This is a genomic window from Thermoplasma sp. (assembly GCF_008709555.1).
Lineage (GTDB): Archaea > Thermoplasmatota > Thermoplasmata > Thermoplasmatales > Thermoplasmataceae > Thermoplasma.
The window spans coordinates 1-16,136 of the sequence record NZ_VYIJ01000021.1; the positions used below are offsets into that span (position 1 = coordinate 1).

The window sequence follows — 16,136 nt, forward strand, 5'->3', positions numbered from 1 at the left end:
ATCAGTACACAAGCGAGTATAAAACGAAGTGGCATGAGATAGTTTACTACGAAGATGTCGACGGCAAAGTTGCAATATGCCACGTTTACAGGGAGAACGAGGGAACAACGTACGTAGGCACAACGTACGATGGCAACGGTTCCAAAGTGTACGTATCGTCCATACAGACCCAGCGTGGCAACCTTGTTGTGGAGGCGGGCACGCTTCCAAACAACGTGGCGGACGCAGTATCGTATATGATGAGTCGGGGCAGCACAGAGAAGAACTATACCATAAACGTATCGAAGAGCCTGAACTCAAATACAGTGTGGTACTCCGAGCAGGGCTATTCGACCGCTGCCGATGAGATTGCAGAGGTCAACAATGCAGTGTCCACATTCGTCTCAACGCTGGGTCTCGGTCTAGCCATAATAACAGCGATCTCCGCAGGAAACCTCTTTGACTTCGATCTCGGAATCAGTGCGGAGACTCTGGACGCTGCAAGTCTTGTGACTGCGGCTACAGGTATGGGGCTCAGCATACTCGCCGATCTTACTTCCATAAGCTACTTTACGTCTATATATATTGCCAGTGTTGGATATGCGTTGAATAACCAAGCGCTGGTAAATCCCGGATCGAATTATATACTGTCCGATTACAGCTCATACATGCCAGTTTCGTTCACGGTGAACGGCAACTATTACAGCTTCTACGCACCAGAGGATTACCTCAACGCAACGGCAATTGCAGAGTAATGAAATTGAAAAGTATACACGCATCGCTGAAACATATTTTATAGAAAAGTTAGGGGCTTGAGGAAGCAGTAAGACTCTCCTCGGACATGAGATACACGGACTTCCTCCAATGGAAATATTCATAAAGTATGTATCTACATTTTTTGTATCCTCCACGATAACCAATTGGTGTGATGAACAAGTAGGGCTGGTGCAGCCGGAATTAACGCGCGTGGAAATCGTATCTATGGTGTACGGTATATACCTGCATAGGTCGAGGTCAGGCGTTGAAGCAGGAAGAAGATCCGGAGTTTAGGCTGAGGAGTAGCTCACGGTAGGTCTATAGGAAAAGTCATTGATTGAAATCTGAAAGATCTCTCAAACGATTAAGAATTTATCCGCCTCTAATTGGGTGTACTTTGATGAAAATTTGCGATGAAACCAAAAAGAGTCCGCCGCAGGCCCTGTCGCCTTGAATACTGGAAGACTGATTTCTTCCATTGGTAAGCATGCAGGGATGCTCAACTCTATGCATAACTTTTGAACTTAGGACGCTATCTATGCAGTGGCCGCCAAGGCCTTTATACACAAGCAGCAACGTTCAAATATGCGGTTTCCATGAATAAGAAATGAGACGTGGTATAGTGTTTCTTGTCTTAGTCGTCATTGTGGCCAGCATAGCCATACCAGTTTCATACCACATTTATTCATTTAGTAATGCGCGGGCGAGACAAAAGACACAGCTTCTCAGCGTTTCTAAGAACAGAACGCTCACCGTTAGTCCTCTTATCGGTCCAAAGTTGATACTGAATATAGATGCACCAAACGATATTAACTTGGACATGCAGGATATAAGTATGACCGTACAGGTCTTCGGTTCGGACTTTATGGGTTCGCAGGTATACTGTCTCCTGAATACAAGCATACCGCACAATGGGAACTACACTTTCTTGATCAGCAGCATCTTCTACAACATATCCATGTCGTATGTAAAAGGTGGTTTCGGAGACAATGGTGCCTCGCTAAATGCAGTGGCCCTCTATAACACAAGGGATGGGGGTCAGGCCGGTTATAATAACATAGTCTTCTGGCCGGAACGAGTACACATAGTAAATATGCGTGTGTCTGGCAATATGACGTTTCTAAACGAATATTTCGAGAACACGGGTTTTGACTTCCAACAGTATGGGATAGTCCAGTTTATCAATGTGACGCTTTACTGCGACCTATGATTATGATAAAAGGTATGGATCAACCGACGATACGGGGACAGCAAGGGATGGTCATAGCCACCGCAAATCCGTATATAAATGATAAAAGAAAAATTGAATTATATTACAGGATAAATACGACATTTGTTGGGCAAAAATTTAGACATTGGAAGCTGTAAACATTACAATATAGAAAAACATAAATGATTGTCCTGCTAAGGCATTATGAAAAATATTCAGCAAGGATTGTTTGTTCAGGAGAAAGACCCTTTTTTTATATTCTCCAAAAATATATCACCTTGAATTATCGGGTATAATACGAAGAATTGATCTTCACATTTTATCTTAGGACTATACCCGTCAGGCTCCAAATTTAATGATCCACAATAATATCGCCACGATACTGAGCTTTCATTATCATGTTCAAAGGATGATTCTTTCAAAATCCCAAATATATCAGTGAAAATATCAGTATGGCAAGAAGGAGATCTAAAGTTCGTCAATAATGTCATCAAAGATATTCAAATCTTGTAGCCAATGTGGATAGGCTTATGCATGAACTATATGATTGCCATAGGACTCGTTTTTGGATCTCATGATCGGAATACCTAAAAACTTGCACATCAGAATCAATCAATAATAGATTTCATGAAAATAATTGGATCTTCAATTTGAATATAGGATGTGATAAAATTTAAATATCTAAATTTACATAAACGTGTGCATAAATTGGAGGATAAGAACATGGAAAGTAATCAACCTAATATTCCTCCTGTTGGACCGAAGGCGTCCAATACCAAATGGTATGCGATAATAACCGTTCTCGTTGTTATTATCGTAGTAGTTAGTGTATTGGGCTTCTACCATCCGGTCACAATAGGAAGTAGTAGCAAAGTTACATCTGCAGTTTCTACCGCAACCATAGGTCAGCCCTACAATATCACCATACAGACAAACGGTAAGTTCAACAATCTGACAATCTATTGGGGGGATGGAACAACAACGACAGTTGCTTATTCTGGCTCTGATACCGTGACAGTATCGCATGTATACAACAATGCAGGTAATTACTACATATACTATACTGTGAACTTCGGCTCTTCAGTCTACACCAACTTGGAGTCTCTTGTATCGGTAGTTGCAGCCGCACCATTGCTACCGCAGAATGAGTCTCTGGCCACCGTTGCCCTTATTTCTTCTTCTACATCACCTTTGGTTAATCAGACGCAGATATTCCCAATTGGTACTTCATTATCCTACCTAATAGGCTACTATACGCTCCCTACTAATCCGGCGTTCAGTATAGTGTCGCAGGTCGCGTACGTCTACCGCAATGGTAGTCTGATAGATCAGGTAGTGATGCCGTATTACTACAACTTCACAGATCAAGCGTACAAGTTGCCGCCATCTCAGGCATATCTGAACCTTACCCACCTTGGTGCTGGGTACTATGAAATAGCTGTGGCTACTTATACTGCAGCGATACTTAACTATTCTTCTGGTCTTATAAACGCTACTGCGGGCCTGTTTCATACCACATTCTATCAAGACATAGTGATAGCCTCATCAGCAGCATTGTATGTTGTTCCTTCAGTAGTTACTACCTTTGTAAATGCTGAGGCCGAGACTGGTGCTTATAAGACTCTTGACGGTGCTATCGCTTATGACACAGTGAGTGGTGAAATATTAGAAAACGTTTACCAGTTCCTGGTTATGTATAAGGGTTCTTCATCATCCTCATTTGTACCGGAACTCGCATCTCAATTGCCCTCGACTACGAATGGTGGTATCAATACCAACTATGCCAATTACACCGTGACGACACCGTGGCACACCACTTATACGGTTCATATAACACCTTATGAGAACTACACTTTCCACATAAGGTCAAATGCAACATGGCAGAATGGGCAACCTGTAACGGCATGGGACGTTTATTATTCTTATATAAGGACGTTGCTATTCGATGCAGGTTCGCCGGAAACGCCTGGATGGATAATAGCTCAGGTTCTGTTGCCTGGCAATTATTACGAGAGCAATACTTTCTGGAACATAACACAGAACATGACCGTGAACAATGCAACCAACAGCATAACCTTCCACTTCCAACGCCCGCTGACGCCCAACTTCGTGTTCGAACTGTTTTCAGCATCTGGTGACTTCGTTATGGATGCAAATTGGATAGTGTCTCATGCTACGGCCGCACAACCAGCGCTAGCATGGAAGTCGGGTCTCACCCCTTACTCATTGCCATGGAATGCTACGGGATTCAACGAGTATAAGGCGCAGGGATCAGCGTCCGATTACAACGAATATCTGGTAAACAACGTGATGGCAGATGGTCCGTATGAGATCGACTACATAATACCTTCATCAGCTGTAGTTCTTGTAAAGAACCCGGATTTCAATCCGCCTGGTCCCTGGTTCCCGAGGGCTCACATAGACAAAATTGTTCTGGAATATATAGGTGAGACTTCAACGAGATATCTTCAAATGAAATCTGGATACGCGCAGGCCGGTGGTATACCAAGCAGTGATTGGTCTCTCGTGGAAGGACTAAACGCATCGCATATTGAATACTACCTGTCAAAGCCTTCGCTCAGCATATTCTGGTACGACTTCAATGCGAATGTGAACACGACTATGTTGTCGACTCTGGATAAGTCTGCTAATATGCCGTCAGCTCTATTCAGCGTCCTTCAGATAAGAAAAGCATTCGCATATGCATACAATGAGAGCCAGTACCTTAACACAGACGTGGGTAATGCAATATATCACGTAACATTTGCTGTGCCATACGCCGGTATGTTGGATGCTGGTATGCTTGGATACCAGAGCATAGCGGAACTAAATGCCACCACCAATGGACAAGTACCATACTTCAACCTTGCCCTAGCCAAAATGTATTGGCAGGAAGGCGTAAAGACGTGGAATAATCTTGTTAACAGCAATGGAAACTCTAAATATGATATAACCGTAGCTCCAGATGGCGATTACGAGTACATGGGCGCGCCATTGAATATACCGATAATAATATTCAGTGCTGATCCTGTCGATCTTGCTGGGGCCACTCAGTGGGGTGGATACCTGTCATCGTTCATTACCGGAGCAACATTTCCCGTGATACCGCTGGCCTTCCCGAGCATCCTCGGATACCAGGTGCAGGGCCAGAACCCGATGCCAATATACGAACTAGGCTGGGCTCCTGATTACCCGTATCCTACAGACTATCTCGGGCCAATGGCTCTCCCTGAGAACTCGACAACCTATCCAGGACCTAACGACATGACTCCCTATTGGATAGGCTATAACACAAGCAACCCTGCACGCAATGCTACAGAGGCCTACTATCTGCAGCTCATGATAGGCTACTATGACAACGGTACGGCTGCTGCAAACACAAGTGTTGCACTTATGTGGTTCCACAAGATGAATGAGGAGCTCATAAACATGACCTTCTATGTATACATAGAACAGGCAGTCGACTTCCAGATCATGTCGTACAAGGTACCTCAGAGCGTCATGATACAGTGGGAACAGAATGTCATGTGGACGATAGGAGCTGGAGATCTGCTGTATAACTATTTATACTACACATAACACGGATGGAATTTAACTAAATAAAAATTATAATATTCTTTTCTATTTTTATATGGATGATATCTATTTCTAATGATTATAATTGTCATTTCTAAGGTCTGCAAAATTCTTTTATACCAAATTTCGATAGAAGTATATGGAGTTACGTTACTTCATAATCAGGCGTATTCTTCTTCTGATACCGACGTTGATAGGTCTGACACTCCTGACATTCATACTGGTGCGTGCCTTACCGACTTCGCTTCTTCTATCGCAATATGTTAATCCACACAGCACACTTCCTAGATCGGTGCAGATTGCCCATGCAAAGGCATTGCTGGGGTTGAACTATCCGGTTCCGGTACAGTACTTTTTCTACCTATCCGCGCTCTTCCATGGTGAATGGGGATTCATGGTCAGCAACTTCTACACGGGCCCTGTGTTGACTGGTATTGAGGAGTTCTTTCCCAACACACTTCAGCTAACGATATTTGCAGTTATACTTTCAATAATAATCTCTATACCTTTGGGCACATATATAGGCTCCAGACCAAACTCGGTGGCTGATCATGCCGGTAGAATATTCTCATTGGCCGTATATGCCATGCCAGCTTTCGTCCTGGCACTGGTGCTACAGATAGTGTTAGGGCGTGGTGCGATAACCGGAAACCCACTGGGAGTGTTTCCGATTTCTGGAACATTCAACTATGCTCTTGTGCCATTCCCAGTACCGTCATGGCTTACGTCGCCAAATACAAGTGCGCTTGTCAGCCATCCAACCCACTTGATCATATTCGACGCGCTTATACATCACAACTATGCAATAGCATATAGCGGTTTGCTGCATATTGTTCTCCCTGTGATCACGCTTACCTTGGGTATTCTGGCAGGTATAGTCAGATTTCTCAGGGCAGGGATGATGGACAATATGCGTCAGGAGTATGTTAAAACAGCAAGGGCAAAGGGAGTTCCAGAAAATGTGATAATAAAGCGGCACATAAGAAAGAACGCGCTGATTCCTACGGTGACAGTTCTGGGTCTGTTATTCGCAAGCCTGCTGGGTGGGGTTGTGCTGATTGAGGACGTTTTCGATTATCCTGGTATGGGGCTGCTCGGAATTAATGCGATCACAAGCTATTCAATATACGGTGTCATGGGCGTCACTTTAGTGTTCGGGCTGGTGCTAGTATTTGCCAATCTGATAGTGGATGTTGTTTATGCCTTCCTCGATCCAAGGATCAGGTACTGAGGTGCAATAAATGGCTGAAGTAGAAGCATTCAAAATTAGAAGAAAGGAGGAAAAGAAGAGATCTGCGAGAATGGAAGACTTCCTGTTCACGCTGAAGCTGATTTTTCATAATAGGATAGCATTTGCGGGCCTCGTGATCACGCTGGCATATTTCATAATTGCCATAATAGATTATGCAGATCCAAGGTGGCTGGGGGTCTCAAATTTAAGCGACGCACTGGCATTTCTTCATGGGAAAGCGTATTATCCAAGCGCTACCCTTGTGACTCCGCCCACTCTGGCTCACGGCTGGTATTACTGGCTGGGTACGACCGAATACGGTATACCCATACTCCCTGATATGCTTGCTGCATTGAAGGTGGATCTCACATTATCGGTAGAGATAGTACTCTCCGGTGCGTTGATAGGGCTGATACTGGGAACGGTTTCGGCATATTATGGTGGTCTTATTGATGAAGCCATGATGAGGATCACGGACATATTCTTCAGTATACCTGCCCTGATACTCGCCCTCGCAATAGCATTCATAATCGGACTTACGTTCACAAATATCGCGCTCGCGTTCATTATCGTCTGGTGGCCTATTTATGCGAGGCTTGGAAGGAGTCTGACACTTTCGATCAAAAACATGAATTTCATAGAGGCTGCCAATGCTGCCGGTTCATCATCGGCAAGAAATATCTTCTACCACGTTATACCTGGCGTTTTATCGCCACTCTTCGTTCAGTTCTCCCTCGATATAGGTACCGTGGTACAGCTGTTTGCAGCTCTTGAGTTTCTTGGGGTGGTTCCCGTGGATCCGTTCCTTCCAGAGCTTGGGAGGATGATGGTATGGGGAGAGACCTATCTGATATATGGTAAATGGTGGGCAGTGATAATTCCTGCGATATTCCTGATGATATTCACTATATCTGTCAGCCTTCTTGGCGACGGCCTAAGAGATGTTCTTGATCCGAGACAGAGGAGATAAAGATGATAACGGAGGAACAGACAAAGAAGGAGGAAATTCAGCCGGTTGTGAAGGTATCGAATCTTGTCACTCAATTCTTCACGTATAAGGGTATTGTAAAGGCTCTTGACGGCGTATCATTTGAGATAAGACCCGGCGAGATTCTTGGTCTTGTTGGCGAAAGCGGCTGTGGCAAGAGTGTTACCGCGACTTCCATAATGGATCTAATACCAGATCCACCTGGAAGGATAATTTCAGGTGAAATTTACATAGACGGTTTCAACACGCTGGCCGATCTCAACAGGCAGGCCAAGATCATAATAAAATCAGAGACAAACGTAAAGGTCAAGAGAAACAAGCGTTACATCAAGAGACACAATTTCATAATGTCCCATATCCGCGGAAACAAGATATCGATGATATTCCAGGAACCCTCTCTATCTATGAATCCGGTCATGAGAATAGGAGACCAGATAATGGAGGCCATACTTCTCCACAGCAAGATAGAGATAGCGGACAGTATAATCCGCAGAGAGACCATGACCGACGAAGACATCAGAAAGTTTTACGAAGATGCGGTCAAGACAAAGACCCACCTTGATCTAAGAGGATTCGTTCACAAATGGTCTCAGGATTACGGTGTGGCTGAAGCAGAAGATGGTATAATAGAAATAATAGAAAGAAACGATCAGAATGCAATTCAGGAACTTAAGAACATAGTTGCTGAGCAGAAGACAAACATAAAGCTCAAATATATCCAGCTGGAAAGGGAATACGAGAGGTACAATAACCTGCTGTTCGATCTGAATTTACAGCTGATGGAAGCGGAAAGCAAAAACGATTCTCTAAAGATAAATGAGCTCCGTGAGCAGATTAAGAGGACACAGGCGTATATAAGATCTAAGTTCAGTGGGTACAGGTTGATAAAGAGGTTCATAGGGAAAAGGATAGAGGAGCCATTCAGAAGGGAGGCAAGGAGAAGGGCTCTGGAGCTCCTCAAGCTGGTCAACATAGCAGGCCCGGATCGTGTCATCAACTCCTATCCTCACGAACTGAGCGGTGGTATGCTTCAGAGGTCTATGATAGCAATGGCTCTCTCTTCCAATCCCAAAATACTTATAGCGGATGAACCGACGACGGCACTGGATGTGACAACACAGGCACAGATCCTCGACATAATGAAGGATCTAAACAGGGTCACGAAGACATCGATACTCTTCATTACGCATGATCTGGCAGTGATAGCAGAGATGTGTCACAGGGTTGCCGTGATGTATGCAGGAAATATAGTGGAAGAGGCACCGGTGAAGGAGATATTCAAGAATCCGAAGCATCCTTACACTGTGGGGTTGTTGAAAGCCATACCGAGGCCGGATGTGAAGGTCAACAAGTTCGAAAAGCTCGAGTCAATCAAGGGCTCGGTTCCTAACCTTATCAATCCGCCATCTGGCTGCCGTTTCAATCCCCGTTGCCCGTTCAAGATGGATATATGTGAGCGGGAGAAGCCAAAGTTAGTGGATATAGGCGGAGGCCACAAAGTTGCATGCTTCCTCTTTGAAAATGCCGATGGTTCAAGAAAGGAGGTGGAGTGATGGAAGATGAGATAATCCTCTATGTTTCGCATCTCAAGAAATACTTCGATATACCAAATGGTCTTGGAAGAAACCTGGGATACGTCAAGGCCGTGGATGATGTTACTTTTACGGTCAAGAAGGGAGAGACACTCGGAATCGTTGGTGAAACGGGCTGTGGAAAGACAACGCTGGGCCGCACAATTCTGCAGCTTACACGCGCTACAGATGGGAACGTTTATTTCCATCTCGATCAGGATATAATGAGAAAGGCCATTGAACTGGAGGAGGAATATTATTCGCTTAATCAGAGGAAGCAGAAGACTGAGGAGGATAAGAGAAGGATTAAAGATCTTGAAGATGAGCTCATACCGTTCAGGAAGAAATATTCGCTTACCAAGATGAAGCCCAAGCAGATAAGGGAATATAGAAAATACATGCAGCCAGTATTTCAGGATCCTTTCTCATCCCTTGATCCACGAAAGCTTATAAAGGATATAATAGCAGAGCCAATGAGGCTGCTCACGAAGATGAGCAAGGAGGAGATACTGGAGAAGGAGAAGGAGTTGATAAATGAGATAGGTCTCAGTGGAGACCATCTCTACAGGTTCCCGCATGAATTCAGTGGTGGGCAGAGACAGCGTATAGGTATAGCGAGGGCAATATCGATAGAGCCAGATATGCTGGTTCTCGATGAGCCTACTTCTGCCCTTGACGTGTCCGTGCAGGCCCAGATCCTAAATATGCTTAAGGATATACAGCAGAGGCGTAATTTGACATACCTGTTTATATCGCACCATCTGAACGTCATTAGAAGCATGTCTGATCGTGTTATGGTTATGTATCTTGGAAAGGTTGCAGAAATAGCAGAAACGCATACGCTGTTTACCGAGATGCTGCATCCTTACACGAAGGCGCTTCTATCGGCCATACCTATACCGGACCCAGATACAAAGAAGCAGCATATAATACTTGAAGGGGAGATACCCAGTCCAGTCAATCCTCCAAAGGGCTGCTATTTCCACAACAGGTGCCCTGAAGCTATGAGGAACTGTGGATGGTCGCCTAGGGATCTTTCTGAGCCTATAAGAGATGCATTCGACGTCTTCAGGAACCCTGAAGCTGAGGCATTGCCAGAGATCTCGAAGATCGTTGTCGACGAAGAGAACAACATACTGCACGTGAGGTTCACCAGCGTGGTGCAAGAAAGAGATAAGGTTATGTCGGTCGTCAAGAGCATCATAGATAAAGAATCTCTGGGCAAACGTGGAATAATGTATAAAGCCATAGACAGCATTTCATGGGAGGCAGACGAAAAATCGCTGGCTATAAAGATGATCGAACCTGACGTGCCAAAGCTCGTGGAGGCAAAGAAGGATCATTATGTGTCTTGCCTACTGTATGAAACGCCGATAAGAGAGGAAATAGCCAATGCGCCAGGTACAAATAATTGAAAAGGAGGAAGAGGAAGAGGTCAAGGAAAGCAAGGAACTCACGGAGAGAGAAAGGCTGGAATACATATTCGGAGACTTTCTCCGTGGCTTCTATCTTGTTGGTTGCCTTTTTCTTGACGTTCTGATAGTTGGATTTTCTGTCAGTTTCATACCAAATTATTCGTTTTACGAGAACCTTGTCTCTCAGATATTCGGCCTAAATCTAGTCTTAATCTATTCAGTGGTCGCAATAGTGTTTCTGGAATGCATCCTCATATACTACGAAGCCAAGTGGTTTAAAAAATTCTTCCTGCGTGAGGGCCATTACCTCTGAATTTTCATGAGGGGAGATCCTTTACTCTCCTCTGCTCCATATATCTTATATTTCTTTTTTTCACATGATTGAACCACCAGATCTTTCCGATGAGAGATGCCGCTTCAAATGTCCTGTCAATGGATGGTTCTAGGAAGCATTCCGTGAAGCACTGCGAGCAGTGGTTATCGTAAATTTCCCACTCCGGCTTCTTGTTAAGTACAACCTCGACGTGGTCAAAGCATGGATGGACTTTTCCTCGATAATCCGTATAGAAGATCTCCTGACCAGCCTTGCATTGCAATTTCGATTTACCGTCGAGGTAATTCACGGCCTCCTGATAATAGGATCGCATGTTCCCGAACACGTGTCGGTGATAATTTTCATAGGCATACTTGAATGCTTGTCTGATCATGTCGTTGGTGACCTGAAAGTCCTGGAAGTAGTAGGCATCCTGTTCTGGAAAGCACATTGATAGAGGCACTCCGAGTTCATTGTTGGCGAAATCGGCGATCTCGCCTACCTTGAAGTAATTGAAGTTTGTTACAAGCATATTGGCAGTTACTATCTTAACGCTGTTCTTTGCTTCCTTTATGGTTGAAACAACTGTATCGAATATCTTCAATCCCCTATACTCGTTGTGTTCCTCTGGGATATTGCTGTCAAGAGAGATCGTCACAGCATCCAAATATGGATATAGTTTCCTGAGAACATATGGGTTTGTCCCATTGGAGGCTATATGTGTGAAAAAGTGATTTTCCTTAAGTTTTCTGACGATATCCACGACGGATTTGTTGAGCGTAGGCTCACCGCCAGTTACAGAAACTATCTTGATGCCATTTCTTTTCATTTCCTGTATGTGCTTATCAATCTGATCCTCTGGGAAAAAGATCTTACCCTGCCAGGCATTGCAGCTCTTGCATCGCAGGTTGCAGAAATAGTCGATATTCCAAATCATCGTTTTCATATGCATACGTAACCCTACAACTAATTTAATTTTTTTAATTTCATATCTGGACAAATCTTATCGGTTCGCATGATTCACAGAATACAGACAAAAATTAAGCTCAGGATCGTATCGGAGTTCGTATGAGGAAGGGACTGATCGCATATAATATGAGATATTAAACTTATATACGATTTACATATAGACATAATATGGACGCTGATAGTCTGCTTTCTCATATAAATAGTGAAAGGTCTTACTATATGGCCATGGTGTTTCAAATAAAAGAAGATATTGATGACATCAAAAATAGGATTGCAATGTTATCGGAGGATCTCAGGAAAGTGAACAGAGATAAACAGAGGGCTGAGGAGATAATAGACTGGTTGAAGGGCAGGGCAAATGAATGAACTTACAGGAATAAGGAAGTGCATCAGCCTCCCCGATGAGGAGATGGATCTGATAAGATCCGAAGAGAGATTAAGCAAAGCTCTTGAGGATCTTATGGATGTGTGCAGACGGTATCAGAATGCCCTTAAAGAGAAAGCCGAACTCGAGTCGGAATATGCTGCAATCAGGTTTTCACTGTTTTCTGTACTTGAAGAAATGAAGAGGATTGCTATTCAGATCTCTGGTATGATAGAGTATGCGAAGATGAAGAACATAGAAATACCCGATAGTCTACTAAGATCAGCTTCATATATTACGGAAAGGTATATGATTACAAGGACGGATTAATCTCGTCCTTGAGGCCTGGATCGACATAGTAGGTCATCAGAACGTCATCCACGTACTGGCCCTCTATGAAGAACTGCTTTCTTCTGAAACCCTCTATCTCGAAGCCTATCTTCTTGTAGGCATTTATGGCGTTCGTGTTCGTGGAAAAAACCTCGAGGTTCAGCTTCTTTATCCCCTGATCCTCACACCATTCTATAGCCTGCTTTATCATTTTCGTCCCGATACCCTTATGTCTATGTCCTGCCATTATGGCTATGCCAAGGTTACCAGTATGCTTGTTCTTTCTATATATGCCTCGCTGCACCGTAAGTACGCCGACAACCTTCCTGTCAAGAACCGCAACGAGTGTCAGATCATCGAGGCTCTTTATCCTCTCCTGTTCGGCCCTTTCCGTCAGCATATAATACTCGCCCACGAGGTAGACCTTCTCATCCATCACGCTCTGCATACAGCTTATGATACCAGAAGCGTCGCTAGGTTCCGCCTTCCTGATTATATACTCGTGGGTTAGCTCTGTTGGTTTCTTCCAAAGCATCTGATTCAAAAAATGCAAAACAACTAATTAATCATTTCTTCTGAAGCATCTTCTTTACCTGCTCCAGAATTGCATTCGCCTCTTCAACTGTTTTCTCAGCATCGCTTATTATCTGATCCTTATGCTCTATGAAATCCGGCGTCAGTATTGCGCCTTCTCTTGACGGGGATATTATGTTTTCCTGTTCAAGTATGCGCAGTGAATACCGTATTTTGTGCTCAGGGATTCCAGTTTCTTGGGCCAGCTTGATTATTCCGATCGGTTGTTCCTTCAGCAAAACATCTATGACAGAAATATGCCTTTTCAGCGTCTCCATGTCGTTTATGATCTCTCTGAAGATCGAGTACTCCTTCATGTTCGTATATCACATGCTAGCATATATTTTTATAGATCGCGTGACGATCATCTAAATATATAATAAAATACGGGATCTGCTTAAAATGAATGGCGTTCTCATACCATTATGAAGTGATCAGTCGAAGGAGACTTTAATGTTTTTTCCGTCGTAATCCAGTATTATCTTTCCATTTTCTACGAGTTTGATCTCTCCCTTTTTGCCGGTTATCCTGAATATAACATCAAGCCTTTCCTCTATGTATTTCTCAAACCTGGACGGATCCTTAGATAGCGCCTTTATTCTCTGCGCATCAAGAATAAGAGCGGCCTCTGTCTTCAGCCTGAACCGAGCATTTTCATCGTATGATTCAAGATTGATTATTTCCTGAGACACCTGAATAGGAGATCATACTTATATTATTAACGGTATCGTTTTATGCAATCTGTGCATTGCAACGCTTTCTTTCTGCGTTGCACATAATTTTATTTTTTGTCGGAAAAATCATACACTAACATCAGGTAGATCGATCCATCAAGCTCTGATCCCAGGAATAAAAAGCGAATGAAACGAGATCAAGCTGATGGTCTATTTCAGGGTAGTTCATTATTTCCTGATTTTTCTCTGTACCATGATCCATGAAACTTTATCATTCCATTAGCCATAATGGATCATGAATGTGAGGCGTATTGATGACTATACCTACATAGTGGATAAGGAGGAAGGCATGAATGTTCCAGGTATAGTCTATTCGAGCGAAGAACTTTTCAAAAGTATTGACGATGGTTCGCTCAGGCAGGTCATTAATGTGGCAAAGCTTCCTGGTATAGTCAAAGCTTCATACGCCATGCCGGATATCCATCTTGGCTACGGCTTTCCCATTGGCGGCGTTGCGGCCTTCGATGCTAATAGTGGAATAATTTCTCCCGGGGGAGTTGGATACGACATAAACTGTGGCGTTGCCCTTGTTTCAACGGGCATCAAATTTGAAGAATTCAAGCCAAAAGTCAGGGAGGTCACGGACGATCTGTTCAACGAGGTTCCCAGTGGCCTGACATCAAGAAAGGGCCTGAAAGTATCCTCATCCGACCTGAATGAGATACTGCGTTCCGGCCTGAAATGGGCCTATGAACACGATCTAGCAACAAGGGAAGATATGGATCATACAGAGGACGGAGGTTCAATAGAGAACACAGGGAACAACGTTTCAAAGGCCGCCCAGCAGCGCGGCATCAGCCAGATCGGCACGCTCGGTGCAGGAAACCATTTCCTTGAGGTTCAGAGGGTATCGCAGATCTTCGATAACGAGACCGCAAAGAAGTTCGGAATAGAGATGGATGAGGTCACCGTCATGGTGCACACTGGATCCAGGGGCCTCGGGCATCAGGTAGCCACAGATTACATAAGGATGCTGAGAGAGAGTGATTATGCCATAAAGACCTCGGACCCTGAACTAATATCAGTTCCAGCGGAATCAGTGCTTGGGGAGAAATACCTTGATGCCATGAGATCCGCTGCTAACTTTGCATTCGTGAACAGGCAGATAGCAATACACCGCATACGCGAGGTTTTTGAGAAGCACTTCGATGCGAGACCAAGGCTTGTTTACAGCCTGGCCCATAACATAGCTAAGGAGGAATTGCACATGGTTGATGGGGAAAGGATGAAGCTGATAGTGCACCGCAAGGGAGCCACGAGGGCATTCCCAGCGGGAAAGGCCTCCCCTCCTTTCGAAGATACCGGACACCCGGTTCTCATTCCTGGTAGTATGGGGACGGCTTCCTACGTTCTTGTTGGTCTTCCTGATAACCTTGAGAAATCATTCGGAACGACCTGCCATGGTTCAGGCCGGGTACTGAGCAGGAATCAGGCAGTCAAGAAGTACGCTGGCATCGTTGAAAAGGAACTGGAACAGAGGAATGTGTATGCGAGGCCAGCCACAAAGCACGTTCTATACGAGGAAGCACCTGAGAGCTACAAAAACGTGGATGACGTCGTTGATGCCGTCTACGGTGCACGGCTTGCAAAGCCCGTTGTGAAGATGATACCGATCTCTGTGGTCAAAGGATGAACGATCTCGCATCATGAATAAAATGGAAAAAACTGTTCTATTTTCTAAATACCTGTGCGGACTCACTGCAACAAATTGACAGGCAATTGCATCAGCACTGAATGATCACAATATTTATAAGAAAAGTTTTGTTTAGCCCAAAAAAAGGGAGGATATCGGTGAATAAATCTACAATTGCGATTGCTATTGTTTCCATAATAGCATTGAGTTCCCTTGCGGGATTGAGCTTTGCCATGACGCCACAGACCGGCTATGCAAACATAACCGTTTCATATTATGGAGGGCCGGCAGCTGTACCTGTTGAGGTACTGAATTTCAACGGCGTAGTTGTGGCATCGGGAAGCGGCCCGCACCTTAACGTTTCCCTTCCGTTCGGGGATTACTATGTCCAGGTTCCAAACTACATAGGCCCTAGCTCGAACGGTAATTTCACGATATATGAGGCTAAATCTGTTGCCTTCAACCTAACCTCGCAGTACGAAAATGAAACAGTA

General features: G+C 44.2%; 15 protein-coding genes and 1 pseudogene. 12 read left to right on the forward strand and 4 right to left on the reverse strand.

Annotated features, from left to right (window positions below; all coding sequences use genetic code 11):
- From F6Q11_RS06670 to F6Q11_RS06705, 8 genes are all read left to right on the forward strand, one after another.
- A partial coding sequence (locus F6Q11_RS06670; protein ID WP_297027556.1) for a hypothetical protein occupies positions 1–734 on the forward strand: 734 nt, incomplete at its 5' end.
- 608 nt (positions 735–1,342) lie between these two features.
- Positions 1,343–1,945: a hypothetical protein gene (locus F6Q11_RS06675; RefSeq protein ID WP_297027559.1), complete on the forward strand. Its 603-nt coding sequence runs from the start codon at positions 1,343–1,345 to the stop codon at positions 1,943–1,945.
- A 723-nt stretch (positions 1,946–2,668) separates the two neighbouring features.
- Positions 2,669–5,524, forward strand: a complete 2,856-nt coding sequence (locus F6Q11_RS06680; protein WP_297027562.1) for an ABC transporter substrate-binding protein — start codon at positions 2,669–2,671, stop codon at positions 5,522–5,524.
- Positions 5,525–5,660: 136 nt separating this feature from the next.
- Positions 5,661–6,752, forward strand: coding sequence for an ABC transporter permease (locus F6Q11_RS06685; RefSeq protein WP_297027565.1), 1,092 nt, complete (start codon positions 5,661–5,663; stop codon positions 6,750–6,752).
- 10 nt (positions 6,753–6,762) lie between these two features.
- On the forward strand, positions 6,763–7,722 hold the full coding sequence (locus F6Q11_RS06690; RefSeq protein WP_297027569.1) for an ABC transporter permease: 960 nt from the start codon (positions 6,763–6,765) through the stop codon (positions 7,720–7,722).
- A gap of 2 nt (positions 7,723–7,724) precedes the next feature.
- Entirely contained in the window at positions 7,725–9,293 is a 1,569-nt protein-coding gene (locus F6Q11_RS06695) for an ABC transporter ATP-binding protein (protein WP_297027571.1), read from the forward strand.
- Entirely contained in the window at positions 9,293–10,726 is a 1,434-nt protein-coding gene (locus F6Q11_RS06700; RefSeq protein WP_297027574.1) for an ABC transporter ATP-binding protein, read from the forward strand. Before F6Q11_RS06695 ends, F6Q11_RS06700 begins: the two co-directional genes overlap by 1 nt.
- Entirely contained in the window at positions 10,704–11,039 is a 336-nt protein-coding gene (locus tag F6Q11_RS06705) for a hypothetical protein (protein ID WP_297027577.1), read from the forward strand. Before F6Q11_RS06700 ends, F6Q11_RS06705 begins: the two co-directional genes overlap by 23 nt.
- A 4-nt stretch (positions 11,040–11,043) precedes the next feature.
- Here the strand turns inward: F6Q11_RS06705 and F6Q11_RS06710 are convergent, their stop codons facing one another.
- On the reverse strand, positions 11,044–11,985 hold the full coding sequence (locus F6Q11_RS06710) for a radical SAM protein (RefSeq protein WP_297027580.1): 942 nt from the start codon (positions 11,983–11,985) through the stop codon (positions 11,044–11,046).
- A 191-nt stretch (positions 11,986–12,176) separates the two neighbouring features.
- Between F6Q11_RS06710 and F6Q11_RS06715 the strand changes: the two genes are divergently transcribed.
- Positions 12,177–12,374 carry a hypothetical protein gene (locus tag F6Q11_RS06715; protein WP_297027584.1) on the forward strand — a complete coding sequence of 66 codons (198 nt, stop codon included), beginning with the start codon at positions 12,177–12,179 and terminating at the stop codon, positions 12,372–12,374.
- Positions 12,367–12,702 carry a hypothetical protein gene (locus F6Q11_RS06720; protein ID WP_297027587.1) on the forward strand — a complete coding sequence of 112 codons (336 nt, stop codon included), beginning with the start codon at positions 12,367–12,369 and terminating at the stop codon, positions 12,700–12,702. Before F6Q11_RS06715 ends, F6Q11_RS06720 begins: the two co-directional genes overlap by 8 nt.
- Here the strand turns inward: F6Q11_RS06720 and F6Q11_RS06725 are convergent.
- The 3 genes from F6Q11_RS06725 to F6Q11_RS06735 all read right to left on the reverse strand — a co-directional run bounded on the left by F6Q11_RS06725 (position 12,686) and on the right by F6Q11_RS06735 (position 13,967).
- Positions 12,686–13,237, reverse strand: coding sequence for a GNAT family N-acetyltransferase (locus tag F6Q11_RS06725; RefSeq protein ID WP_297027589.1), 552 nt, complete (start codon positions 13,235–13,237; stop codon positions 12,686–12,688). The genes F6Q11_RS06720 and F6Q11_RS06725 overlap by 17 nt on opposite strands.
- Positions 13,238–13,268: 31 nt before the next feature.
- The gene (locus F6Q11_RS06730; protein WP_297027592.1) at positions 13,269–13,592 is read right to left on the reverse strand and encodes a transcriptional regulator; all 324 of its coding nucleotides are present in this window, start codon (positions 13,590–13,592) and stop codon (positions 13,269–13,271) included.
- Between the two features lie 117 nt (positions 13,593–13,709).
- A complete protein-coding gene (locus tag F6Q11_RS06735; protein WP_297027595.1) occupies positions 13,710–13,967 on the reverse strand; it encodes a hypothetical protein in 258 nt (85 codons plus the stop codon).
- A gap of 277 nt (positions 13,968–14,244) precedes the next feature.
- Here F6Q11_RS06735 and F6Q11_RS06740 point away from each other — a divergent pair, with 277 nt between their 5' ends.
- Together F6Q11_RS06740 and F6Q11_RS06745 are read left to right on the forward strand one after the other, a co-directional pair.
- A complete protein-coding gene (locus tag F6Q11_RS06740) occupies positions 14,245–15,642 on the forward strand; it encodes an RtcB family protein (protein ID WP_297027598.1) in 1,398 nt (465 codons plus the stop codon).
- A 158-nt stretch (positions 15,643–15,800) separates the two neighbouring features.
- A pseudogene (locus tag F6Q11_RS06745) lies at positions 15,801–16,136 on the forward strand (hypothetical protein); the annotation flags it as partial.

Bases quoted from the DNA above. Each gene is read 5' to 3' on its own strand.
- F6Q11_RS06710 (WP_297027580.1), bottom strand. From the start codon at position 11,985: ATGAAAACGATGATTTGGAATATCGACTATTTCTGCAACCTGCGATGC.
- F6Q11_RS06685 (WP_297027565.1), top strand. From the start codon at position 5,661: ATGGAGTTACGTTACTTCATAATCAGGCGTATTCTTCTTCTGATACCG.
- F6Q11_RS06700 (WP_297027574.1), top strand. From the start codon at position 9,293: ATGGAAGATGAGATAATCCTCTATGTTTCGCATCTCAAGAAATACTTC.
- F6Q11_RS06730 (WP_297027592.1), bottom strand. From the start codon at position 13,592: ATGAAGGAGTACTCGATCTTCAGAGAGATCATAAACGACATGGAGACG.
- F6Q11_RS06675 (WP_297027559.1), top strand. From the start codon at position 1,343: ATGAGACGTGGTATAGTGTTTCTTGTCTTAGTCGTCATTGTGGCCAGC.
- F6Q11_RS06725 (WP_297027589.1), bottom strand. From the start codon at position 13,237: ATGCTTTGGAAGAAACCAACAGAGCTAACCCACGAGTATATAATCAGG.
- F6Q11_RS06705 (WP_297027577.1), top strand. From the start codon at position 10,704: ATGCGCCAGGTACAAATAATTGAAAAGGAGGAAGAGGAAGAGGTCAAG.
- F6Q11_RS06695 (WP_297027571.1), top strand. From the start codon at position 7,725: ATGATAACGGAGGAACAGACAAAGAAGGAGGAAATTCAGCCGGTTGTG.
- F6Q11_RS06680 (WP_297027562.1), top strand. From the start codon at position 2,669: ATGGAAAGTAATCAACCTAATATTCCTCCTGTTGGACCGAAGGCGTCC.
- F6Q11_RS06715 (WP_297027584.1), top strand. From the start codon at position 12,177: ATGGACGCTGATAGTCTGCTTTCTCATATAAATAGTGAAAGGTCTTAC.
- F6Q11_RS06740 (WP_297027598.1), top strand. From the start codon at position 14,245: ATGAATGTGAGGCGTATTGATGACTATACCTACATAGTGGATAAGGAG.
- F6Q11_RS06690 (WP_297027569.1), top strand. From the start codon at position 6,763: ATGGCTGAAGTAGAAGCATTCAAAATTAGAAGAAAGGAGGAAAAGAAG.
- F6Q11_RS06720 (WP_297027587.1), top strand. From the start codon at position 12,367: ATGAATGAACTTACAGGAATAAGGAAGTGCATCAGCCTCCCCGATGAG.